We start from the raw sequence: 23,027 nt of genomic DNA on the forward strand, positions 1-23,027 counted from the left end.
TGAGGTGAAAGTGAAGGTCGGCGCGACGCTCACAGGGCAAACATGCGGTCCAGCGCGTCAGCGACCCTGCCGGCGGCGGGACTGTTGCCCGGGATGCCCATCCGGCCAAGCTCACGGCCCAGCGCCTTGCTGGTCAGCAGGTACGGCTCGCATGCGATGAACTCGGGGATGAGCTGATCCAGGCCGGTGGCATAGTGTTTGGCGGAGAACTCGCCGTGTGCCCATTCGCGGGCACGTGCGCCCATCTGCCGACCTTCGGCGCGATGGCGGTCGATGTGCTGGAGCTGTGCAAGCAGTTCGTCTTCGCAATCGCCCTGCGGAATCTTGAGCACGTACTCATCGGGCAGATCGGCATAGAAGCCTGCGTTGGAGACAATCACCGGGACGCCGGACTGCATGCCTTCCACCGCCGACGCAGACGCGCCTTCCAGCGCCGGATCGCGCAGGCAGCAGATGGCATCGGCCTCGGCCATGCCTTCGATCAGGCGTTCGTCGCTGACGCGGCCTTCCAGGGTCAGTCCGAGGAAACCGACCTCGGCGCAGATCGCCTCCAGGCGCCGGCGTTCCTGGTCGCCCACACCGCCGAGCACGTGGTACTCGGTGCGTGCCGCCAGTTCGGGGTCGCGCGCCAAGGCGCGCACGACCTTGTCCACGCACTTGTTCGGATTGACCACACCCAGCGTGCACAGGCGCAGGCGCGAGCGGTCCTCCACCGGCGCGCGGCGATCCTGCGGCACGTTCGGCGCGGGGTAGGCAAGCGACAGCTTGTGCACCGGCCCCGGGCAGCGGGCCTGGACCTTGGCGCGGTAGAACTCGGAATGGATGATGCAGCCGAGCAGGTCGGAGACCGCCCACTGCGTCATCGGGAAATGCTCGGCAGCCACGGTCATGATGGTTTCGCTGGTCGCTGCCGCGCACAGTTCACCCGCCTCCTGGCCGTAAAGGCCCTGGATCACGCGCGGGGCATCCTGCGGCCGGCCTTCGGCCTTCAGGCGATCCCAGAACAGGTTCAGCACGAACCAGTCATGCATGACACCGACGAACGGGCGCTTGCGTGCCAGCTCGAAGATGCCGCCGTGGAACCCGTAGTGGTCGCCGATGTTGGCAAATACCAGATCGGCCGTCCGCAGCCACTCCTCTTCCATCGCACTGCCCGGCACGAGTACCACCGGATCGGGCAGCGGGGCATTGAGTGCGGCGTCGCCGGTTTCGGTGCGGTAGATCGCCACATCGTGGCCCAGCGCGCGCAGTTCGGCGACGACATGGCTGCTGAAACGTGCGATTGCCGAAGGACCGCAGTAGGGGCCCGCCCAGATAAGCTTCATCGGGTCAGTTTCTCCACCGTTGTGGCCCAGTTGATGTCCAGGCGGGTCCAGCTTTCGTAGGCGTTCCGCCCACGCTCCAGCGTCACCGCCCGGGTGGCGAAGGCCTGCGTCAGTGCCGCGGCGATCTGCGTGGTGTCGTCGGCGCAGACCCAGCCGTTGTCGCCGTCCTTGATCAGCTCGGTCAGGTCGCCCGAATCGTCCACCGTGATCACCGCCTTGCGGGCCTGGCAGGCTTCCATCGTGACGTACCCGAAGGAGTCCTCGGCCATCGGCAGGTAGGCGCAGGCCAGTGCACCGTTGACGTAGTCGGCGATGGTCTGGCGCGGATGGAAGCCGATATCCAGCTTCACCCGGCCCTGCAGACCGTGCGTCTCGACCAGCGCGCGCAGGCGGTCGGCATCTTCCGGCGTGTCGGCCGGCCCGGCCACGATCAGCTTGACCGGCGCCTTGGTCAGCGCCATCGCCTCGATCAGGCGGTGCTGGCGCTTGCCGGCATTGATGCGGCCACCGGCGAAGATGTAATCGCCGTGGGCGCCACCGGTAAACAGCTCGGTATCGTTCAACGGCGCACGCAGCAGCTCGGACGGAATGCCGTTGTAGTGCATCAGGCGATCCTGCACCGTACGGCCGACGGCGTAGACGCCACGGCCCAGGGAGAAGGCATCGTTGTCGGCCTCGGTGATCGCCGAGCGGATCTGCCGGCCCTCCGGGGTGTTGGGAATATTGCTGTGGCCCGAATCCCACATGTCATAGGCCTGGCGATACTGGTGCGCCAGCCAGAACACCTTGTCATCGAAGGGCAGCAGATAGGCCGGGAACTTCATCGCGATCACGCGATCGACGTTGATCAGGCGCATGCTGCGGCACATCAGCATTTCGCCGACGATGCGTTCCGGCGGATGCCAGGTGAACGGAATGCGCAGCAGCTCGGACTGGTGACCGGCCTTGCGCAGGTTCAGCACCAGCTGATCGGCCAGCTCCTCGGCGCCACCGCGCAGCCCGGGCACCATGTTGTTGACGACCAGTACCTTCATGACAGCAACCGCTCCAGCACGTGGTCCCAATTGATCTTCAGTTCCTGCACGCGCGCCTTGGCCGCCTCACCCATGCGACGGGTGTGCTCACGATCGCGCCACAGTGCATCGATCACCTCGGCCAGCGCACGTGGATCCGGCTCGGCGATCATGCCGTTGACGCCATGCTCGACGAACTCGAGCACGCCGCCCGAATCGGTGGTGGTGATGACCGGCTTGGACGATTGTGCCGCCTCCAGCGAGGGATACCCATAGGAATCCTCGTCTTCCGGCAGGTACGCCGCCGCCAGCGCGGTGGACAGCCACTGCGCCTTCTCTTCCTCGGTGATCCAGCGGTCCACGCAGGCCACGCGATCCTGCAGCCCTTCGGCCACGATGAAGGCGCGCAGACCATTGGTGTAGCCCGGCCCGCTGCTGGTGCCGCACAGGCGCAGCTTGACCGGCGTGGTCACGTACTTGAAGGCCTCCAGCAGCAGGTGCTGGCGCTTGTGGTGCTCCATCCGGCAGATGTAGACGATCTCGTCGCCCTGCTGGTCGTTGCGGAAGTGCGACACGTCGAACAGCGGCGGATACAGCACCTCCGCGTTCAGGCCGTTGTAGCGCTTGACCCGGTCGGCGACCACCTGCGAGTTGGTGAACAGACGGTGCGATTCAGCCAGTGCCGTGGTATCGGCCCGCACCAGCGCCCCGCGCAATGCGCGATGACGCGCATCGTCTGGGAAGCCGCGGTAGGAGGTGTCCCACATGTCGTAGTACATGCGGAAATGGTGGATGAACCACGCCACCTTCTTGGGGTGCTGGATCAGATGCGCCGGCGGCCGGGTGGTGATCACCCGGTCCACCGAATCGGACAGATCCATCATCCGGTACGCGGCCATCTGCTGCAGCAGGTCGGTGGGGGTCTCCACCATTGGCAGGTAGATGATCTCGACCTCGTGCCCGTGTTCACGCAGTCGGCTTCCGAGCCAGTCAACGATGAAGCGCGCTCCACCATTGACGAAGGGGACGAACGAGGAGCAGATGGCGATACGCAAGGTCAGCTGCCCACGCGTCGCAGTGCCGACACCAGCGAGGCGACCACGCGCTCGATGTCTTCGGCTTCCAGCTGGGCATGCGTCGGCAGGTTGATGCCACGCGCGGCCTGGTCGTTGGCGACCGGGTAGCGGCTGCCATCCTCCAGGTACGGCGGCAGCACGTGCATCGGATAGAACACCGGGCGGGTTTCGATCCCGTCGGCATCCATCAGGCGCATCACTTCGTCGCGCTGCGCGTCGGTCAGACCGGTCAGCAGCACGGTGTACATCCAGTACACGTGGTGCGCGTAATCGGCCACGACCGGACGCTCGATGATATCGGCATGCGCCGCCAGGGCCTGCTCATACCAGCCAGCCACCTTCTGGCGTGCTGCCAGGGCATCGTCGATACGCTCCATCTGCGCCAGGCCGATGGCGGCGGCGATGTTGGTCATGCGGTAGTTGAAGCCCACCACCGGGAACCAGTAGCGACGCTTCGGGTCCATGCCCTGGCCACGGTACAGGCGCAGGCGCGCGGCCAGTTCGTCGTCATCGGTGGTGACCATGCCGCCTTCACCGGTGGTGACGATCTTGTTGCCGAAGAAGCTGAAGGTCGCGCAGTCGCCGATGCCGCCCACGCGCTTGCCGTTGTACTCGGCACCGTGTGCTTCGGCAGCGTCTTCGATCACCTTGAGGTTGTGCTTGCGCGCCAGTTCCATCACCGGCCCCATGTCGGTCGGGTGACCGTACAGGTGCACCACGATGATGGCCTTGGTGCGCGGGGTGATCCTGGCTTCCAGCTGGGCCGGATCCATGTTCATCGTGCCGGGTTCGGAATCCACCAGCACCGGCTTGGCATTGCAGTACGCCACCGCATTGGCGGTAGCGATGTAGGTCAGGGTCGGGATCAGGACTTCATCGCCTTCGCCGATACCCAGTGCGACCAGTGCCAGATGGATGGCAGTGGTGCCGTTGTTGATGGCTACCGCGTGGCGCACGCCACAGAAGTCGGCGAAGCTCTGCTCGAACTTGCCGATGAACTCACCGGCCGACGAGATCCACGTCGAGTCGAGACACTGTTCCACGTACTTCTTTTCGTTGCCGGTCAGGCTTGGAACAGCAACTGGAATCCGCTTTGACGCCAACATTGATCAGTCCTTGTTTTTAATTTGTCTTGCCGGCACGCCAACCCAGGTTCCGGGCGAGGCAATGTCCCTTACCACGACCGTACCGGCGCCAACGACGGCACCGTCCATGATCTTGACCCCGGGAATCGCACGCGTCCCGGCGCCCATGAATACGGCGGCACCGACCTCGACGCCGCCCGCAAGGGCGCTGCCAGGTGCAACGTGGGAATAAGGCCCGACGACACAGTCATGGTCGATGGAGGCGTTTGTATTGATTATAGCAAACTCACCAATCCGGGCGTCCGCATTCACCACGGCACCCTCCATGATGGCGCAGCCGCGGCCGATCCTGGCACTGGGGGATACGACCGCCGATCGCCCGATTGCGGCGACCATGTGCAACCCGAGCGCGGCGACGGAGGCGGCGACTTTCTGACGCAGGCGATTGTCACCGAGCGCCACGAACGCCGCATCCACGCCCTGCTCCATCAACCGCGGCAGTTCAACACGCTCGTCGCCCAGCACCGGCACGCCATTGACTACCTGCCCCACCCGCCCCGCGTCCAGGCATGCCACCACCTCGTGCCCTCCGCAGCGCAGCAGGTCGATGATCACCTTGGCATGGCCACCGGCACCGATCACGGCGACCCGGCTCATGCGGCGGCTCCCGTATTCATCGTGGACGGAAGCGTGCTGCCCGGGCGGCACAGCAGGATGTTGGAGCTGACTTCGTCGCGCAGCGCGGCGAACGCCTCCACCGGCAGACAGGCACCGGTGAGATCGTCGATGCGGTACAGGTCGAAGCCGTGCCGCACCCGGAATGCCTCCCAGTCGGCCTCGCTGGTCCCGGCCCGGCCGAGGTGCGACACCGCATACTCTGCCACCACGCCGATCTCGGGATTGGCCGCCAGCAGTCCTTCCATACCGGCCAGGACGTCCAGTTCAGCGCCTTCGACGTCGATCTTGACCAGATCGATCCGCCGTTCGCCCAGCAGGCCATCCAGGGTTCGCACGTCCACCCGAACGGTCTCGACCTCTTCATCCAGCGGGTACAGCGAGCTGTGGCCGGCAACAGCGCCGACGTGGAAGGCACGGCCATCCTCGTCCTGGGCGCCCAGCGCCACCGGCAGGACCTTGACCTGCGGCTCAACGCCGCTCAGCCGCAACGATGCCCGCAGGTGTTCAAGGGTGCGCGGCATGGCCTCGATGGCAATCACCTTGCCGCCAGGGCCAACGGCGTGCGCCGCCGCCACGGTGTGCAGGCCGATGTTCGCACCGGCGTCAACGAACACGTCACCGGCCTTCAGCGCATGCTCGATGAACAGGCGCAGACCGCGCTCCACATCGCCGCTGTCGAGCAGGCACATGGCCAGCAGATCGTCGCTTTCGCTGCAGGAGAAGGAACCGAACTCGGTGGCGATGATCCAGCCGTCATGGCGGCGCAGGACGCGGCGCGGAGAGGCGGATGCCCCTTGTACCGCCAGGCTGTCCAGCTGCGCCTGCTGCGCGTCCACGCGCTGCTTGATGCTCAGCAGCAGCTCCAGCATCTGACCGACTTCGATCTCGCCGTTGTCCAGCTTCTGGTGCACCAGCCCGACCAGGTGCAGCGCCTGGATGGCTGCGCTCTCGTTGGTCTGCGGTGCGCCACGGGCGACCACGCCCAGGCCATCCACGCGTTCACGCAGCGCGATCAGGTGCTCGTGGATCGCGTCCACGTCCACTTCCGGGCGCGCATCCATCGCCTGGACGCCTTCTTCCAGGGTCTCCTGCAACAGCGTGCGCAGGCGCTCGCGTTCGGCCTCATGCCGCTCCTCCATCTGCTGGAGGGTGGTATGCAGGTGCCGGCGCAGCTCATCACCGTCGGCCCATTGGCGTTCGATCACGCTCTGCAGGCTCGACTCGATGCTGCTCTGGGACTGGGTCGCGCGCTCGTGCTGCTGCTGCAGTGACAGGTGCAGCTGCTCGCGGAGTTCACGGATGCCGGTGATCGCATGGCGCGCGTGTTCCTCGCCCTGCTGCTGCACGCGTCGCAAGGCCTGGTCCATGCCGGCCAGCTTGGTATCCACGCTTTCGAACTCACGCAGCATCCGGACCGATTCGCTCAGGGTCTTGTTCAAGGTATCCAGCACGACCGCCACGTCCCGGCCCAGGCCGTCGGTGGTGGCCACGATGGTCTCCAGATTGTCGGCATGCTCGGTGCGGCTGGCTTCCTGCAGCCGCTCGACCTGCTGCGCCGATTCCTCGATGGCCAGCAGGCGCGCGTGGTTCAGTTCAAGGCGATGGATGATGGCATCCACGTCGGAGCCGGCCTTCTGCCGTTCGCGCTCCTGGACCCGTGCATCGATCTCGATATTGTCCACCCGCTCGGCAAGCTCGCGGGTCTGGCGCGCCGAATCGATGCGGATCTGGTCCAGCTGGTAGCGCATCTCGGACAGGTTGCGGCTGACCCGCCGCATCCAGCGCACCACGCGCACGACCGGATTCTTGTCGAGCAGCACCATGCGCCAGATCGGGCCGCGCTTGGCCAGTTCGCGGATGGTTTCGGTTGGACTCTGCGTCAAACGTTCCATTGTCGAACTCCCGTCATGCGCCGGCGCGGTCGCGTCGGCTGGTTCGTCCAGGGGTATCGTCTGGGCAACGGTGGCCGGAGCGACCACGGCGGCGGGACCGATGTCCATGAACTGCAGCGACCGGACCTTGAAGCCCAACAACCGGTTGTCGTCACCCAGGCTCAACGCAGTGGGCGACATCGGGTTGGCGACCTGGAATTCGATCCGGATCATCGGCACCTTGCCGACCATCCGCACGTCGCAGTCGGCGCTGATGCTCGACCAGCCCGACCCGTTGGCCAGGACCTGGTGCGCAGGTCCGCCATTGATCCCGATCGATACCAGCGCACGGTGGCCGGCCGCTTCGAACGCCAGCGCCCCCATGACCACCCGATAACGCCGATCGGCGCTGACGTCGCGCAGGCGGACATCGATCGAGCTGATCGCACCGCTGGACCAGATGCCGTCGGTCTCCGGCAGCGCGAAGCCGCGCATGGTCACCGCATCCATGCTGGAGTACGGCGAGCTGCTCAGGACAACTTCTTCGCCTGGCGCCAGGTAGCCATCGCTGGCCCGGGACTGCGCCGCCATGTCGGCGGCGTTGCGGACCGCATTACCCAGCGTGAGATTCAATGCCATATCCTTCTGACTTGAGTTGTGAGACCGAAATTTCCCGCAGCGTGCCGTGATTCAGCACGAACACCCGGTTGCAGTACTCGGCGATCGTCTCCGGCGAGTGCGAGGCCAGACAGAAGATCTGCGAGGACTTGATGAACTCGCGCATGCGCTTGGCCGCGCGTTCCTTGAAGGCTTCGTCGCCGACGTCGAACACCTCGTCGACCAGCAGGATGTCGGGCGTGGTGCAGGTGGCCACGGCGAACATCAGGCGCATCGCCATGCCCGCCGAGTAGGTCCGCACCGCCAGCTGCAGGAAGTCGCCAAGATCGGTGAATTCCTCGATCTCGGGGATGCGTGCGTTGATCTCCTTCAGCGGCAGGCCAAGCATCATGCCCATGCGGCGGATGTTCTCGTAGCCGGACAGTTCGGGATCCATGCCGGCACCGACCTCGAACATGGTGGCGACGCGGCCGACCCGCTCGATGCGGCCTTCCAGCGGCGTGTAGATGCCCGCCATCGTGCGCAGCATGGTGCTCTTGCCGGCGCCGTTGTGACCAACGATGCCAACCGCATCGCCGCTGCGCAGGCTGAAGGAGACGTTCTCCAGCGCGGTGACCTGGGTCACCTGGCCGCTGCCGGCCATCAACCGGCCACCGGTTGCGATGCCGACCAGGTTGCGGCGCAGCGACAGGCTGTGCGAGTTGTAGATCGGGTAACGCAGGGTGACGTTTTCGAAGGTGAGCTTGGCGGTCATGTCAGATCCAGAAAGGCAGGCGCAGCTTGGCTTTGTGCAGGAACCAGAAGGCCAGCAACCAGCCCAGCACCGCCATCGCCACCAGCACCAGGTAGGTATGCAGGCTCGGCACGTGGCCCAGCATCGGCGCGCGCAGCACCTCGATCAGATAGGTGAAGGGGTTGTATTCAAGGATGGCCGAGGAGAAGGGCAGGAATTCCAGGCGGTACATGACCGGGCTGATCAGGAACAGCATCGGCATCACCGAGGCCACACCGTACTCCAGGTCGCGATACCGGGCGCCCATCACGCCGAACACGAACGACAGCCAGAGCAGGTTGGCCACGACCAGCAGCATCCCGGGAATGAACAGCAGCGTATTGAGATTCACGTCGATGCGCATCACCACCGCGACGATGACGAACACCAGCAGGCTGTGCACGAAGTTGACCAGGTAGCGGGTCACCACGCTCATCGGGTGCACCGACAACGGCATCACCACGTTGCGGATGATCGAGGCCTGGCGCACGAACAGGCCGCAGCTCTCGATCAGTACGCCGGACAGCATCTGCCAGATGATCAGGCCGGCGGTCAGCGTGGGGATGAACTTCTCACGCTCGATGTTGAGCAGCTGGCTCCAGAGCAGGCCCAGACCGACCACACCGATCGCGGTGGCCAGGGATTGCCAGAAGGGCCCCAGGATGCTGCGACGGTAGCGCGCACGGATGTCGCCCATCGCGATGTAGAAGGAGACCTTGGCACCCTTGATGCCCTCCTGCAGGTCTTTGAAGGTGGTGGAATAGCTGTGCATCAGTGCGGACTTCCCTGAGGTGGCGTCATTGTCGCCGTGGCATTGCGTGACATCTGGGGGGTGCCGTTGATCGCACTCAAGCGTGCGATGAGTGCGGCAGCGGCGCGTTCGGGGGACAGCGTCTGGAGAACCGAGGCGCGCGCACGCGCACCGATCGCATCGGCCAGCCCGGGCTCGTCGGCCAGCCGGCGCATCCAGTCGGCCGCCTGACCCTCGTCGGCGGCGGCCCAGCGCTGGCCCTCGTGGTGGGCATACTCGCCCTCCTCGACCGGCACCAGCGTGTAGCCGACCAGGGCGCTGTTGTCGGCATCCATGAACTCCATGTTGCCCGACCAGGCCGTGCCGATCACCGGCTTGCCCTGGGCCATGCACTCGGCCAGGCCGAGACCGAAGCCCTCGGCATGGTGCAGCGACACGTACACATCCGCGCAGCGCTGCAGCGCCTGCACGTCGGCCCGGTCCAGCACATGGTCGCGCACGACGATGCGGGCATCCTCGCCGATGCTGTCCAGCAGCAGCTTGAGGCGCTCGGGATTGCGGTGTCCGTTGCTGGTCTTGATCAGCAGCTGCACGTTGCGGTCGCGATCGGGGAACGCGCGCTGGAAGGCACGGATCACCGCGAATGGATTCTTGCGGTGCACGAAGGAGTTGAAGTCGAACGACGTCATGAACACGAACGCACGCGCGTCGATGCCGAAATCGGCCCGCTGCAGCCCGCTGTCGCCGACGTCGCTCAACGGCAGCGGCACGCACAGGATCGGCTTGTCGGTCACCCTGGCGAACGCATCGCCAACGTACTGCGACGCCACCAGAATCTCGTCCACCAGTTCAAGTGCCGGCAACCAGGAGGTCGGAATGTTCTCCAGCTCCCAGAACCAGCACGCGATGATGTACTTGCCGGCCAGGCGTGCCTCGCCGATCTGGTCCAGCGATGCCTGCAGGTAGTCCGGATTGATGAAGACCAGGTGCACGCCGTGCGGTGCGTCCTCGCGGATATACGCGTCCAGGCTGCGGTCGTTCCAGTCGTGGGGCAGCTTGATGTCCACGTCGATCAGCGCGGTGGGGTAGCCGGCACCCAGCAGTGCGCGCGCGTACATGCGCGCGCACTCGGCCAGGCCGAACTGCCCGCGCAGGTAAGCAAAGACGTTCACCCCCTGCTCCGGCCCGAAGACCGTGGTCTGGTCGAACAGCCGGACCGGCGCGTCGGTGACGGGCTGCTTCTTGGCGGCCCAGCGCTCGCTGTTGGCGAAGCGGACACCGGCCAGTTCCACCGGCGCGTTCAGGCGCGAGGTGACCCGGTCGCGCAGCGACGCCGGGACATGCTGGTACACCGCTTTCAGCCACGGTTGGCGGATCACCCACTGGACCAGGCGGCGGCGGAAGGGGACCTGGAGGGTCGTGTTATGCAACCTGCTTTACCTCGATGAAAAAACGAAGGAACAACCGGCGGATCGGCGGCGTCAGCCCGCCAGCGCCCGCTCCAGATCCACCTGCAGATCCCCCAGGTCTTCCACGCCCACGCTCAGGCGCACCAGGGCATCGCTGATGCCGAGCTGTTCGCGGCGTTCGACCGGGATCGAGGCATGGGTCATGACCGCCGGATGGTTGACCAGGCTTTCCACGCCACCCAGCGATTCGGCCAGGGTGAACAGCGTGGTGCGCTCGCAGAAGCGCTTGGCGGCCTCGTATCCGCCCTTGAGCACGATCGAGACGATGCCGCCGTAGCCGTTCATCTGGCGCGTGGCCAGTTCGTGCTGCGGGTGCGAGGTCAGGCCGGGGTAGATGACCTTCTCCACCGCCGGGTGCTTCTCCAGCCACTGGGCCAGGGCCAGCGCATTGGCGCAGTGGGCCTTCATGCGCAGCGGCAGGGTCTTCAGGCCGCGCAGGGCCAGGAAGCTGTCGAACGGGCCCTGCACGCCCCCGATGGAGTTCTGCAGGAAGGCCATCTGCTCGGCCAGCTCGGGATTGTCGCCGACCACGACCATGCCACCGACCATGTCCGAATGGCCGTTGAGGTACTTGGTGGCCGAGTGCAGGACCAGGTCCGCGCCCAGTTCCAGCGGACGCTGCAGCATCGGCGAGGCGAAGGTGTTGTCCACCACCACGATCAGGCCGTGGCGCCTGGCGATGGCGGCCACCGCGGCGATGTCCACGATCTTCAGCATCGGGTTGGTCGGGGTCTCGATCCAGACCATCTTCGTCTGCGCGGTGATCGCCGCTTCGAAGGCAGCCAGGTCGGTCAGGTCGACGAAGCCGAACTGCAGCCCGGCGGTGCGGCGGCGCACGCGCTCGAACAGGCGGAAGGTGCCGCCGTAGATGTCGTCCATCGCCACCACGTGGCTGCCGGCATCGAGCAGTTCCATCACGGTGGAGCTGGCCGCCATGCCCGAGGCGAAGGCGTAACCGCGGGTGCCGCCTTCCAGCGAGGCCACGCAGCGCTCATAGGCGAAGCGGGTGGGATTGTGCGTGCGCGAGTACTCGAACCCCTGGTGCTCACCCGGGCTGGACTGTGCATAGGTGGACGTCGCGTAGATCGGCGGCATCACCGCACCGGTGCTCGGGTCCGGCGACTGGCCGCCGTGGATGGCCAGGGTGGCCAGGGCGAGCGCGCGGGCGTCGTGCGCGGAGGAAGCGTGATCGGACATGTTGTTTCCCAGCCAGAGGGGCCCCGGAGGGCCCCCGCAAAAGGAGCGGAAGTCTATCAGCGGCAGCTTAATCAGCCATTGACGCGGATAAACGGGAGTTCAGAGCAGCGCGCGCGGCCTGCCGCGGTTACTGGACCCGCCGGCGCAGGTAGTTCAGCAGGTCGATGCGGGTGATCAGGCCCAGGAAGCTGGCACCGTCCATCACAATGGCCACCTGGCCGCGGTCGAATACCGGCAGCAACGCCTCGATCGGGGACTTCACGTCCAGCCGGTCCAGTTTGCTGACCATCGCGGTGGAGACCGGGTCGCGGAAGCGCGCTTCATCGCCGTACACATGCAGCAGCACGTCGCTTTCGTCGACGATGCCGACCAGCTGGTCGCCATCCATCACCGGGAGCTGGGACACGTCATACAGCTTCATGCGCTGGTAGGCGGTGGTGAGCAGGTCGTTGGGACCGATCACCACAGTGTCGCGCTGGCCGTACGGGCGCAGGATCAGGTCGCGGAGGTCGCCGTGCTGCGGGCGCTCCAGGAAGCCGTTGTCCAGCATCCAGTAGTCGTTGTACATCTTGGACAGGTACTTGTTGCCCGTGTCGCAGACCAGGACCAGCACCTTCTTCGGGGTGGTCTGGGCCTTGCAGTACTTGAGTGCGGCGGCCAGCAGGGTACCGGTGGAGGAGCCACCGAGGATGCCTTCCTTGCCCAGCAGCTCGCGCGCGGTGTGGAAGCTCTCGGCGTCGCTGATCGCATAGGCCGTGGTGACGCGGCTGAAATCGGCGATGGAGGGCAGGAAATCTTCGCCGATGCCTTCCACCAGCCAACTGCCCGACTTGTCGTTGAGCACGCCATCATTGATGTACTCGGCCAGGATCGAGCCGACCGGATCGGCCAGCACCAGTTCGGTCTTCGGCGACAGCGTGGCGAAGGCGCGCGACAGGCCGGTCATGGTGCCCGAGCTGCCGCAGCCGAACACGATCGCGTCCAGGTCCCCGCCCATCTGCTCGAGAATCTCCGGACCGGTGCCGAACTCATGCGCCGCCGGGTTGTCCGGATTGCCGAACTGGTTGATGAAGTAGGCGCCCGGGGTTTCCTCGGCCACGCGCTTGGCCATGTCCTGGTAGTACTCGGGGTGGCCCTTGGCCACGTCCGAACGGGTCAGGCGCACTTCGGCGCCCATCGCCTTGAGGTTGAAGATCTTCTCGCGGGACATCTTGTCCGGCACGACCAGGATCAGCTTGTAGCCCTTCTGCTGCGCCACCAGCGCCAGGCCCAGGCCGGTATTGCCGGCAGTGCCTTCCACCAGCGTCGCCCCGGGCTTGAGATCCCCGCGCTGCTCGGCCGCCTCGATCATCGACAGGCCGATGCGGTCCTTGATCGACCCTCCGGGATTGGCGCTTTCGAGCTTCAGGAACAGCTCGCAGACGCCGGTATCCAGGCGCTGGGCCTTGACGATCGGGGTCTGGCCAATGAGGTCGAGTACGGAGGAGTGGATTGCCATCGGGTCACATCGATTCGCGCCGCAGAGCGGCCGGACCGGTGATTATCCGACGGTTGACGACGAATGTCAGGTTGGCGGGCGCGATAGGCGTCGAACCGCCAGATTCATCGGGGCCGGCCGGGCGAGCGCATCGGCAGCGGCAGGAGCGACGCGGACGGCACCCGTCGACGAGGTGACAGGTACCGCCCGCGGCGGTGGGGTGCCGGGTGCCGACCGCCTTGGGCCGGCACCCGAATAGCGTCAATGCGTGGGGGAGTCGTACATCCGTTCCAGCTTCTGCTTGGTCAGCAGCTTCTCACGCTTCATCTGGCCCAGGGTGAGATGGTCTATCGGAAGCACGCCCAGCTCGGCATCCATGCACTTCTTGTTCAACTTCTGGTGCCGTTCGTAAAGCGCCTTGAATTCCGGATCACGCTTGCGACGTGCATCGATCTCGCTCTGGGGCTGACCTTCAAACATGATGAACCTCCTATCGCTTCTTGCTGAAACAAGAACGCCCCGGCCTTGCGGCACGGGGCGTTGCTTTGGGGGCGGAGCACGCGGCGCGGCGGGCGTCCTCGACACAGCCTGCGTCCAACCCATGCGGGGCGACAAACGGCTGTGATTCGCGACGCTGACGCATTACCGGCCCTCCAATCGTCCGGGCCGCGGAGGCGTCCCGGACAATTGACCCTACGCTTGCTTGGGAGGCGGTTCAAGCGTTTCAGAAGATATTTTCGACCCCACCAAGGTGGGGTTCAGCCTGAACGCGCAGGACAACGAAAATTCAACAAAAACAGCAACCTGCCGATACCCGGCCGGCATCAGGGCGCGATGATCACCTCGGCCGACCGGGCCTTGGTGGCCGGCGCCTTCTTGCCAGTGGCCTGCAACCGGCTGGCGCTGACGCCGGCGGCCACCAGGGCATCGCGCAGGGCGTCGGCGCGCTGCTGGCCGACCCCGGCCGCGGCATCGTAGGCCTCGATCCGCACCCGCCCCTTCCTGCCGATGTTCAGGTACTCGGCCAGGGCCTTGGCCTGCCCCTTGGCCCCGCTGGACAGGGCGCCCTTGCCGGCGGCGAAGGCATCGCCATTGAAGGTGAACACCTCCCCGCGGGTATCGAACTTGGAGCCGGGAAGCTTCTGGCCGGACACCAGTTCAGCCTCTTCCCGGGCCAGCTTGGCCGCGCTCTGCTGGGCCGCGCTGAGACGGGCGGTCTGCTTGCCGGCGACGCTGGTCAGCGCGGTCTCGGCATCCTGGCGGGCCAGCGCCTCGGTTTCGGCCGCGATCCGCAGGCGCTCGCTTTCCTCGGCCTGGATCTGGGCCTGCACGCGCAGGCGCTCGGCCTCCTGGCGGGCACGTACCGCATCGCGGCGGCTGGCCTCGATCAGCAGTTCGCTGCGGGTACGCTCCAGGCGATCCACCTCACGCTGGGCCAGGGCGGCACGCACGCTGGACTCGGCAATCTCGACCCGGCGTTCGGCCAGATAACGGGCCTGGTCGACGTCGCGGCGCTTGGCCTTGGCCAGGTCGGCCACGGCCTGCTGGGCCTGCAGGCGCTGGAACGCGGCCAGTTCGGCCGTGTCGGGATTGGCCTGGATCGTCAGCAGGCGCTGATTGAGCTGGGCCACGGCCGGGTCTTCGGCGGCCAGGCTCGTGAACGGCAGGGACAGGCTCAGGGCCAGCAGCAGCATGCGGGTGTGCTTCACGGGCGGTCTTCTCCGGTGGCGAGCTGGCGCTGCAGCTGGGCCACCTCGTTGCGCCGCAGTTGCAGCTGCGCGGTGGCGGTGGCTTCTTCGCTGCGGGCCCGGGCCAGGTCGGCATCGACCGTGGCCCGCAGCGCCAGCGCCGGGGCGTTCTTGCGCTCGCGGCGATCGCCGGCGGCGCGCTGGGCCTGTTCCAGCCCCTGGCGCGCGACGGCGATCAGGTCCGGTGCGTACTGGTCGGCATCGGCCTGGGTGGCCTTGTCCACGGCCTGACGGGCCTGCGCCAGCTCCAGGGCCGCTTCCTGCGCCGTGGCGGTGCCGGCAAGCGCTAATGCGCACACCATCACATACAGAGGGTGTCGTATTTGTGCGAAGCTAGTTTTCATTGGGGTGCCGTCGCCGGGTTGTCTGTGCGCGGCCATTGTCGGAAGCCTGCGGCGTGCTTGCAACGGTACGCCGCTGATTTGTTGGGGAAACATTGCGCATGGATATCGGCTACTTCCTGAAGCTGATGACCGAAAAGAACGCTTCGGACATGTTCTTGACCACCGGAGCCCCGGTGTACATCAAGATCGAGGGCAAGCTGTACCCGCTGGGGAACACCGGCCTGCCGCCCGGCATGGTCAAGAAAATCGCCTACTCGCTGATGGACGAGGGCCAGGCACCGCAGTTCGAGCGCGAGCTGGAGCTCAACATGGCCATCGCCCTGCCGGACGCGGGGCGCTTCCGCGTGAACGTGTTCAAGCAGCGCGGCGAAGTGGGCATGGTGATCCGCGCCATCCGCAGCAAGATCCCCAGCATCGAGGAGCTCAACCTCCCGCAGGTGCTCAAGGACGTCATCATGACCCCGCGCGGGCTGGTGCTGGTGGTCGGCTCGACCGGTTCGGGCAAGTCGACCTCGCTGGCCTCGATGATCGACCACCGCAACAGCACCACGACCGGGCACATCCTCACCATCGAGGACCCGATCGAGTACCTGCACAAGCACAAGATGTCCATCGTCAACCAGCGCGAGGTCGGCCTGGACACCCACGCCTTCCACAATGCGCTAAAGAACGCGATGCGCGAGGCGCCGGACGTGATCCTGATCGGCGAGATCCTGGATGCGGAGACGATGGAGGCGGCGATCGCCTTCGCCGAGACCGGGCACCTGTGCCTGGCCACCCTGCACTCCAACAACGCCGACCAGACCATCGAGCGCATCCTCAACTTCTTCCCGGAGAGCGCACATCGCAACGTGCTGATGAACCTCTCCCTCAACCTGCGCGCAGTGGTCTCCCAGCGGCTGGTCAAGGGCAAGGACGGACGCCGTCTGCCGGCCACCGAAGTGCTGATCAACACCCCGATGATCCGCGACCTGCTGCGCCGCGGCCAGGTGCACGAGATCAAGGCGGCGATGGAAGCCTCGCTGGAGGAAGGCATGGAGAGTTTCGACCAGTGCCTGTTCCGGATGGCCAAGTCGGGGATCATCGAGCAGGAGGAAGCGCTGCGCGCGGCCGACTCGCGCGATGGCCTGGCGCTGAAGTTCCGCCTGTCCGAAGGCGGCAGCGGCGAGCACGACCCCTACGCCGATTATTCGGCCGCCACCCCGGCCGCGATCACGCACGGGTTCTGATCCGGCGCCGGTGGGTACCGACCGTTGGTCGGTACGCCTTCGTCAGGCCGACGCGTCGGCCTGGCTTTCCGGCTTGGCCGCCGCGAACGCCGGCAGGGCCAGGCACGCCGCATCGATGCGGACCAGGGTCGGGTACGGCTCCAGGTCCAGCTTGAAGCGGCGCGCGTTGTACATCTGCGGTACCAGGCAGCAGTCGGCCAGGGTCGGGATGTCGCCGTGGCAGAACCGGCCGGTATCGACCGATTCGACCAGCATCCGCTCCATCGCGTCGAACCCCACCCGGATCCAGTGTCGGGTCCAGTCGTCGCGCTCGGGCTGCGGCACGCTCCAGGTATCGCTGAAGAACTGCATCACCCGCAGATTGTTGAGCGGATGGATGTCGCAGGCCACCAGCTGGGCCAGCGCCCGCACACGCGCCCGTCCTTCAGCGTCGTCGGGCAGCAGCGCCGGGTCCGGGAACACCTCGTCGAGATACTCCAGGATCGCCATCGACTGCTGCAGCACGCGTTCGCCATGCCGCAGGGTCGGTACCAGCTCCTGCGGATTGAGCGCGGCATAGGCGGCGGTGTGCTGCTGTCCGCCGTCGCGCACCAGATGCACCGGCGTGATCTGGTGCGGCAGGCCCTTCAGGTTCAGGCCGATGCGCACGCGGTAGGCCGCGCTGGAGCGCCAGTAGCTGTACAGCTCGATGCGGTCCATGTGCGCTCCGTAACGTGCGTTCAGGGCTTGACTGCCTGTTCGATGCGCTGCTCGATCGCACCGAAGATGCTCTTGCCGGCGGCATCCAGCATTTCGATCCGGACCACGTCGCCGAAGGACATGAACGGCGTGCTCGGCTTGCCGTCGCGCAGGGTTTCAACGGTGCGCTGCTCGGCGAAGCACGAGGCGCCCTTGCTGGTGTCTTCGTTGGCGATGGTGCCCGAGCCGACGATCGCGCCGGCGCCCAGCGGGCGGGTCTTGGCCGCATGGGCAACCAGCTGGGCGAAGTTGAACTGCATGTCCACCCCCGCTTCCGGCGCGCCGAACCAGACACCATTGATATGCGTGACCAGCGGCAGGTGCACCTTGCTGTCCTGCCAGGCCTCGCCCAGCTCGTCAGGGGTGACGAACACCGGCGACAGCGCCGAGCGCGGCTTGGACTGCAGGAAGCCGAAGCCCTTGGCCAGCTCGCCCGGGATCAGGTTGCGCAGGGAGACGTCGTTGACCAGGCCCACCAGCTGGATGTGGCCGGCGGCCTGCTCGGGAGTGACTGCCATCGGCACGTCGTCGGTGATCACCACGATCTCCGCTTCCAGGTCGATCCCGTAGTCCTCGCTGACCACCTTGACCGCATCGCGCGGGCCGTAGAAGCCGGCGCTGGTGGCCTGGTACATCAGCGGATCGGTGTAGAAGCTCTCCGGCACCTCGGCACCACGGGCGCGACGGACGCGCTCGACGTGCGGCAGGTAGGCGCTGCCGTCGACAAATTCATAGGCCCGCGGCAACGGTGCGGCCAGCGCCTGCATGTCGATGTCGAACACCCCGTCGGCGCTGCCGTCGTTGAGCGACTCATACAGCGCGTTCAAGCGCGGCGCCACGTGGCTCCAGTCTTCCAGGGCCTGCTGCAGCGTGCCGGCGATGCCGGTGGCGCGCACGCCGTGGGCGAGGTCGCGCGAGACGACGATCAGGGTGCCGTCGCGGCCGCCTTCCTTCAAAGAACCAAGCTTCATGGGTGGGTATCCGGGATCGCTGAAAATAGGTTTCAAGTGTAATCAAATGCGCGGCGCAGCCAAGCTGCGTTGCGACAGAAATCCACCATAAACGATACCCCCCCGCCGTGCTGGCCGGGCCCGTGCGGCAACGGCCCTCCGTCCTGCGCGCCACGGCGCCACCCCGCGCTCAGGATCGGGGGTCCATGTCCTCCAGAGGCAGGCGCGCCCCGCGGCGGACGTGGGCCATGCGGCGCTCGTCGGCCGTTCCCTGCCCTTGGCCCATAACTGAACAGGTCGATTTGGTATGGATCTCAAACATCCGTTAGACTAGGCGGGTCTGCAGCGGCCGTCCGTTTCCCTTCGGGATCGCCGGCGATATGGATCAACGATCCGTCGCCCGCCCCCACTCCGACGCCATTCGTCATGCATTCCAGTCTGCGCACCGCGCCGGCTGCACCCAATTCTCGCAGCGCGGTTTACGGGAACGCTCCGAGTCAGCCGATCTCAATGATCTGCCTCACGTCCGGCCATTCGGCCTGGCGTTACTTCGTTTTTGGAGCTTCCACCCGATGTCTTTTGAATCGCTGGGCCTTGCGCCCTTCCTGCTGCGTGCCTTGGCCGAGCAGGGTTACGACACCCCTACCCCGATCCAGGAACAGGCCATCCCGCTGGCCCTGGACGGCCGCGACCTGCTGGCCGGCGCCCAGACCGGCACCGGCAAGACCGCTGCCTTCGGCCTGCCGCTGCTGCAGCATCTGGCCACCAACCCGCAGGCCGTCAACGGCCCGCGCAAGCCGCGTGCGCTGGTGCTGGCACCGACCCGCGAGCTGGCTACCCAGGTGCATGACAGCCTGCGCGGCTACAGCAAGTACCTGCGCATTCCGAGCGCCTGCATCTACGGCGGCGTCGGCATGGGCAACCAGTTCGACGTGCTGCGCCGTGGCGTGGACCTGCTGGTGGCCTGCCCGGGCCGCCTGATCGACCACCTGGAGCGTCGCAGCGTCGACCTGTCCGGGATCGAAGTGCTGGTGCTGGACGAAGCCGACCGCATGCTCGACATGGGCTTCCTGCCGTCGATCAAGAAGATCCTGGCCAAGCTGCCGCGCCAGAACCGCCAGACCCTGCTGTTCTCGGCCACCTTCGAGGAGAGCATCAAGCAGTTGGCGCTGGAGTTCATGCGCAACCCGGAACAGATCCAGGTCACGCCGAAGAACACCGTCGCCGAAACCATCACCCACCGCGTGCACCCGGTCGATGGCGCGCGCAAGCGCGAACTGCTGCTGCACCTGCTGGCCCAGGACAGCCGTGAGCAGACCCTGGTGTTCGGCCGTACCAAGCACGGCTGCGACAAGCTGGCCACGTTCCTGGAGAAGTCCGGCATCAAGACCGCGGCGATCCACGGCAACAAGAGCCAGGGCCAGCGTCTGCGTGCCCTCGGCGACTTCAAGGCCGGCCGCGTGACCGTGCTGGTGGCCACCGACATTGCCGCACGCGGTATCGACATCAACGAGCTGCCGAAGGTCATCAACTACGACCTGCCGATGGTGGCCGAAGATTACGTGCACCGCATCGGTCGTACCGGCCGCAACGGCTCGACCGGCCAGGCGATCTCGCTGGTGGCGCAGGACGAGGCCAAGCTGCTGCGCCAGATCGTGCGCCTGCTGGACAAGGACATGGACATCCGCGACGTGCCGGGCTTCGAGCCGCAGACGCCGATCCGCTGGGGCAACAGCGCGCCGGGCAAGGCCGAGCAGCCCGGTGGCGACCGTTCGCCGCGCAAGCACGCGCGTCGTCCGCACAGCGAGGCCCCGCGCCACGCCCATGCCGGCCCGAAGAAGGCCGGTGGCGGCCAGCGCGATGGTGCCGGCCGCGGTGCGCCGCGTGGCGGCCAGCCGCAGGGCCAGCGCCGTGGCAGTGGTGGCCGCGGTCCGGGTGGCGGCAGCCGCGCGGGCTGATCCGTTCGCGGAGTGCTGAAACAGAAAAAGGGCGACGCATTGCGTCGCCCTTTTTCATTGCGCGGGGGGCCGGGGTTGGCGTGGAGGGCCGCCGGGCAGAGCCCGGCTCTACCCGCGTTGCTTGGCCGGGTTGAGCTGGTTGCCGAAGAAGATCGCGTTCAACAGCAGCCGCTCGGTGCCGTGCCAGTACTTGCGGTGCGCCGGATCGTCAGCGAACAGGACCACGTTGCCCTGCCCCTGCGGCGAGACCAGCAGCCATGCCGAGCCCGCCACGCGGTTGCGGTTGGCCTCGGACAGATAGCCGTTGACGCGCGGCGTGGCGTCGATGCGCACCACCGTGGAAAACGGATTGCGGCTCGGCTTGAAGCTGATGCCGTTCTCCTTGTTGACCGCCAGTTCCGTGCGTGGCAGGCCGAAGCCCAGCGGATGGCTGGTGTCCACATCGGCACTGAGGATGTTGCCACTCACCCGCTCGATCGCGGCGATGTCGCGCTGGTCGCCGAATGCCCGGCGCGAGGCATCCGGTTGCGTTTCTTCTGCGCCCAGCACTTCGTCGGCGAGCTTCTGCTCGATCGCCCAGCGCGCGGCGCTGCCATAGGTGACCAGTGATCCACCGGCGTTGATCCAGCGCTTCAGCGCCGCCACCGCGGCCGCGTCGACACCGGCATAGGTGCCGCCGGCGAGCACGATCGTGGTGTAACGGTCCAGCGTGACCTTGCCCAGCTGGGCCGGGTCCAGCTTGCTGGCCGGCAGCCGCACCTGCTGGTCAAGCAGGAACCACGCCGATCCGATCTCGGTGGCACTGACGCCCTCGCCCATCACCAGCGCCACTGCCGGTGTGCGCAGCGATTTCACGCTGTCGCTGCCCAGGTCGATACCGCTGCGGCTCTGGCCACTGGCCACCGCGTACAGGCGCACACCACTGTCGCGCGCGATCTGCTCGACCGCCGCCAGCAGTTCCCCTCCGGCCAGCGGCTGGCCGGCTACCGGAATCACCACGCTGCCGCGCGCGAACGACTGCTCGCCGTCGGCGGTGGCCGCCGTGAACGGCTGGAAGGCGGCACGGGTCTTCAGCCCCCGTGCCTGCAGCGCGTACAACGCCTGGCTGGCGTTGTAGTCGCGCCAGTCGAGCACGTACGCGAAGCCGGCCTGGCCGCCACTCACGCCCCCCTGTGCCGGTGCCACTGCGGTGATGCGCGGACCGCCGTCGAGGCGGCTGCGGCTGCCGGCAAAGGCCACCCCGTAGGCCGGCGCGATGGCGTAGGACGTGCTGCCATAGAACACGTCGCCCTTGATCGGCGGTGTGTCGGCGAAGATCGAATGCACCAGTCGGAACTGGGGCTGTGCGGTCGGCACCACGTATGCACTCCCGGGGAGGAAGCGCTGGCCGTCCACGGTCACCGCCGCGGTCAGCGGCTGCACGGTGATCCGGTGCTGCAGCAGCAGGTCGAGCAGTCGGGCGGTCAGGCCGGGATCATGCGCGTCGCCGAACACGAATGCCTTCACCGGCTGCTGGCCCGCCTGCGTCAGCGCGGACTGGAAGAAATCCTTCTGCAACGCAATCAGCCCGTCGCGTTCGGTGACCGCACCGCGCACGGTGCCCAGGCCGGTGGCCACCTGGTTGCGGATGGTGAAGGGGAACGTGAGCAGGCCGTTGACCGACTCCTGCACGCGCCCGCGCGAGCTGGCCTGCTCGACCGTCACTCCGACGGCACCGTGGAAGTCGGGGTAGGTGGAGCCGTACACCGGCGAGAAGTTGTCGAAGTTCTCGCCGGTGTAGTACAGCGAGCCCAGCGCATCCAGCGCCTGTGCGTGGTACCTGGCCAGGGTCCTGTTGAACGCGTACGACGCGGCCGGGATCAGCGGGCTGTGCATGCTCGCCGGCGACGGCTCGAAGTAGTAGGTGCTGTCCTTGCCCATCTCGTGGAAGTCGATCTGGACGTTGGGATACCAGCGATGGAAGTAGGCGATCTTCGGCCGCGTATCCTGCTGGGTCAGCGCCAGCCAGTCGCGGTTGAGGTCGGTGAAATAGTGGTTGGTACGTCCCTGTGGGAACGGTTCGACGTGTTCCTTGTCGGCCGGATCGGCCGATGCCGGCGACGACGCGTAGGCGTTGTGCCAGCTTGCCGCGCGGTCGCGGCCGTCGGGGTTCTGCGCGGGATCGAACAGCACCACCGCCCGATCCAGCCACTGGGCGGTATCGGCACTGCGGTTGGCCACCAGGTAGTAGGCAGTCAGCAGTGCCGCCTCCCCGCTGGAGGTTTCATTGCCGTGCACGCTGTAGCCCAGCCAGACCACCACCGGGCTGTTGCCGGCCGCCGACAGCGGCTGTGCCGGATCGGCCAGGGTGACGTGCTGGCGGCGGAGGGTCTCCAACTGCTGATGGTTCTGCGCCGAGGTGACGGTGGCGATCAGCAGGGGGCGGCCTTCGTAGCTGGTGCCGATGCGCTCGACCTTGATTTTGTCCGAATGCCGGGCCAGTTCGTCGAAATAGGCCACCAGCTGGTCGTGGCGGGTGTAGCGGCTGCCGATCTCGTAGCCGAGGAACTGCTGCGGGGTGGGAATGGACGGATCGAAATCACCGCCCTGCGGAAAGAAGTACGCGCTCTGCGCGAAGGCTGGCGCAGCCAGCAACCAGAGCGATCCCACCAGCCAGGCGATGGGACGTGACACGACACGATGCAAGGACACAGCGGTTCCCCATGAAACGGGGGCCGGCGTGCATGCC

Annotated in this window: 19 protein-coding genes; 2 read left to right on the plus strand and 17 right to left on the minus strand. The window is 66.5% G+C overall.

The features are described 5' to 3' along the window. Positions 1-29: 29 nt before the first annotated feature. The 14 genes from OC534_RS06425 to OC534_RS06490 form a co-directional block, all read right to left on the minus strand. Positions 30-1,325, minus strand: a complete 1,296-nt coding sequence (locus tag OC534_RS06425; RefSeq protein ID WP_017354710.1) for a glycosyltransferase family 4 protein — start codon at positions 1,323-1,325, stop codon at positions 30-32. After that, positions 1,322-2,359 carry a glycosyltransferase family 4 protein gene (locus OC534_RS06430; protein ID WP_262071576.1) on the minus strand — a complete coding sequence of 346 codons (1,038 nt, stop codon included), beginning with the start codon at positions 2,357-2,359 and terminating at the stop codon, positions 1,322-1,324. The genes OC534_RS06425 and OC534_RS06430 overlap by 4 nt, the downstream gene beginning before the upstream one ends. Then, the gene (locus OC534_RS06435) at positions 2,356-3,393 is read right to left on the minus strand and encodes a glycosyltransferase family 4 protein (RefSeq protein ID WP_017354712.1); all 1,038 of its coding nucleotides are present in this window, start codon (positions 3,391-3,393) and stop codon (positions 2,356-2,358) included. The genes OC534_RS06430 and OC534_RS06435 overlap by 4 nt, the downstream gene beginning before the upstream one ends. 2 nt (positions 3,394-3,395) lie before the next feature. Further along, positions 3,396-4,520: a DegT/DnrJ/EryC1/StrS family aminotransferase gene (locus OC534_RS06440; RefSeq protein WP_026070556.1), complete on the minus strand. Its 1,125-nt coding sequence runs from the start codon at positions 4,518-4,520 to the stop codon at positions 3,396-3,398. Positions 4,521-4,523: 3 nt separating this feature from the next. After that, positions 4,524-5,156: an acetyltransferase gene (locus tag OC534_RS06445; RefSeq protein ID WP_017354714.1), complete on the minus strand. Its 633-nt coding sequence runs from the start codon at positions 5,154-5,156 to the stop codon at positions 4,524-4,526. After that, positions 5,153-7,681, minus strand: coding sequence for an FkbM family methyltransferase (locus tag OC534_RS06450; RefSeq protein WP_262071577.1), 2,529 nt, complete (start codon positions 7,679-7,681; stop codon positions 5,153-5,155). The genes OC534_RS06445 and OC534_RS06450 overlap by 4 nt, the downstream gene beginning before the upstream one ends. Beyond that, a complete protein-coding gene (locus OC534_RS06455; protein ID WP_017354716.1) occupies positions 7,662-8,420 on the minus strand; it encodes an ABC transporter ATP-binding protein in 759 nt (252 codons plus the stop codon). The genes OC534_RS06450 and OC534_RS06455 overlap by 20 nt, the downstream gene beginning before the upstream one ends. Position 8,421: 1 nt before the next feature. Further along, positions 8,422-9,210 (minus strand): ABC transporter permease, encoded by a 789-nt coding sequence (locus OC534_RS06460; protein WP_017354717.1) that lies wholly within the window; start codon positions 9,208-9,210, stop codon positions 8,422-8,424. After that, positions 9,210-10,619, minus strand: coding sequence for a glycosyltransferase family 4 protein (locus OC534_RS06465; protein WP_262071578.1), 1,410 nt, complete (start codon positions 10,617-10,619; stop codon positions 9,210-9,212). Before OC534_RS06465 ends, OC534_RS06460 begins: the two co-directional genes overlap by 1 nt. A 51-nt stretch (positions 10,620-10,670) precedes the next feature. After that, the gene (locus OC534_RS06470) at positions 10,671-11,855 is read right to left on the minus strand and encodes a cystathionine gamma-synthase (protein ID WP_017354719.1); all 1,185 of its coding nucleotides are present in this window, start codon (positions 11,853-11,855) and stop codon (positions 10,671-10,673) included. Positions 11,856-11,982: 127 nt separating this feature from the next. Further along, entirely contained in the window at positions 11,983-13,353 is a 1,371-nt protein-coding gene (locus tag OC534_RS06475) for a pyridoxal-phosphate dependent enzyme (RefSeq protein ID WP_017354720.1), read from the minus strand. 240 nt (positions 13,354-13,593) lie between these two features. Continuing rightward, positions 13,594-13,812, minus strand: a complete 219-nt coding sequence (locus OC534_RS06480; protein WP_017354721.1) for a YdcH family protein — start codon at positions 13,810-13,812, stop codon at positions 13,594-13,596. Positions 13,813-14,156: 344 nt separating this feature from the next. Beyond that, positions 14,157-15,026, minus strand: coding sequence for an OmpA family protein (locus OC534_RS06485; protein ID WP_037590765.1), 870 nt, complete (start codon positions 15,024-15,026; stop codon positions 14,157-14,159). A gap of 11 nt (positions 15,027-15,037) precedes the next feature. Beyond that, entirely contained in the window at positions 15,038-15,424 is a 387-nt protein-coding gene (locus OC534_RS06490; RefSeq protein ID WP_017354723.1) for a DUF4398 domain-containing protein, read from the minus strand. A gap of 98 nt (positions 15,425-15,522) precedes the next feature. On the opposite strand from OC534_RS06490, the gene OC534_RS06495 reads away from it, so the two are divergent. Continuing rightward, entirely contained in the window at positions 15,523-16,653 is a 1,131-nt protein-coding gene (locus OC534_RS06495) for a PilT/PilU family type 4a pilus ATPase (protein WP_017354724.1), read from the plus strand. 42 nt (positions 16,654-16,695) lie between these two features. On the opposite strand, the gene maiA is transcribed toward OC534_RS06495, so the two are convergent. Both maiA and OC534_RS06505 read right to left on the minus strand, forming a co-directional pair. Next, positions 16,696-17,352: a maleylacetoacetate isomerase gene (maiA, locus tag OC534_RS06500; protein WP_017354725.1), complete on the minus strand. Its 657-nt coding sequence runs from the start codon at positions 17,350-17,352 to the stop codon at positions 16,696-16,698. Between the two features lie 20 nt (positions 17,353-17,372). Next, entirely contained in the window at positions 17,373-18,362 is a 990-nt protein-coding gene (locus OC534_RS06505) for a fumarylacetoacetate hydrolase family protein (protein WP_017354726.1), read from the minus strand. A 551-nt stretch (positions 18,363-18,913) separates the two neighbouring features. Here OC534_RS06505 and OC534_RS06510 point away from each other — a divergent pair. Beyond that, a complete protein-coding gene (locus tag OC534_RS06510) occupies positions 18,914-20,299 on the plus strand; it encodes a DEAD/DEAH box helicase (protein WP_136003557.1) in 1,386 nt (461 codons plus the stop codon). Between the two features lie 108 nt (positions 20,300-20,407). Here OC534_RS06510 and OC534_RS06515 read toward each other — a convergent pair whose 3' ends face one another. Further along, positions 20,408-22,972: a M14 family zinc carboxypeptidase gene (locus tag OC534_RS06515; protein ID WP_262071579.1), complete on the minus strand. Its 2,565-nt coding sequence runs from the start codon at positions 22,970-22,972 to the stop codon at positions 20,408-20,410. Positions 22,973-23,027 lie beyond the last annotated feature (55 nt).

This window comes from Stenotrophomonas sp. Marseille-Q5258, assembly GCF_946900935.1.
Lineage (GTDB): Bacteria > Pseudomonadota > Gammaproteobacteria > Xanthomonadales > Xanthomonadaceae > Stenotrophomonas > Stenotrophomonas nematodicola.

Coding starts and splice junctions, on each gene's coding strand:
- OC534_RS06425 (WP_017354710.1), bottom strand. CDS start 1,325: ATGAAGCTTATCTGGGCGGGCCCCTACTGCGGTCCTTCGGCAATCGCA.
- maiA (WP_017354725.1), bottom strand. CDS start 17,352: ATGGACCGCATCGAGCTGTACAGCTACTGGCGCTCCAGCGCGGCCTAC.
- OC534_RS06485 (WP_037590765.1), bottom strand. CDS start 15,026: ATGCTGCTGCTGGCCCTGAGCCTGTCCCTGCCGTTCACGAGCCTGGCC.
- OC534_RS06445 (WP_017354714.1), bottom strand. CDS start 5,156: ATGAGCCGGGTCGCCGTGATCGGTGCCGGTGGCCATGCCAAGGTGATC.
- OC534_RS06495 (WP_017354724.1), top strand. CDS start 15,523: ATGGATATCGGCTACTTCCTGAAGCTGATGACCGAAAAGAACGCTTCG.
- OC534_RS06470 (WP_017354719.1), bottom strand. CDS start 11,855: ATGTCCGATCACGCTTCCTCCGCGCACGACGCCCGCGCGCTCGCCCTG.
- OC534_RS06460 (WP_017354717.1), bottom strand. CDS start 9,210: ATGCACAGCTATTCCACCACCTTCAAAGACCTGCAGGAGGGCATCAAG.
- OC534_RS06505 (WP_017354726.1), bottom strand. CDS start 18,362: ATGAAGCTTGGTTCTTTGAAGGAAGGCGGCCGCGACGGCACCCTGATC.
- OC534_RS06440 (WP_026070556.1), bottom strand. CDS start 4,520: ATGTTGGCGTCAAAGCGGATTCCAGTTGCTGTTCCAAGCCTGACCGGC.
- OC534_RS06510 (WP_136003557.1), top strand. CDS start 18,914: ATGTCTTTTGAATCGCTGGGCCTTGCGCCCTTCCTGCTGCGTGCCTTG.
- OC534_RS06480 (WP_017354721.1), bottom strand. CDS start 13,812: ATGTTTGAAGGTCAGCCCCAGAGCGAGATCGATGCACGTCGCAAGCGT.
- OC534_RS06490 (WP_017354723.1), bottom strand. CDS start 15,424: ATGAAAACTAGCTTCGCACAAATACGACACCCTCTGTATGTGATGGTG.
- OC534_RS06430 (WP_262071576.1), bottom strand. CDS start 2,359: ATGAAGGTACTGGTCGTCAACAACATGGTGCCCGGGCTGCGCGGTGGC.
- OC534_RS06475 (WP_017354720.1), bottom strand. CDS start 13,353: ATGGCAATCCACTCCTCCGTACTCGACCTCATTGGCCAGACCCCGATC.
- OC534_RS06455 (WP_017354716.1), bottom strand. CDS start 8,420: ATGACCGCCAAGCTCACCTTCGAAAACGTCACCCTGCGTTACCCGATC.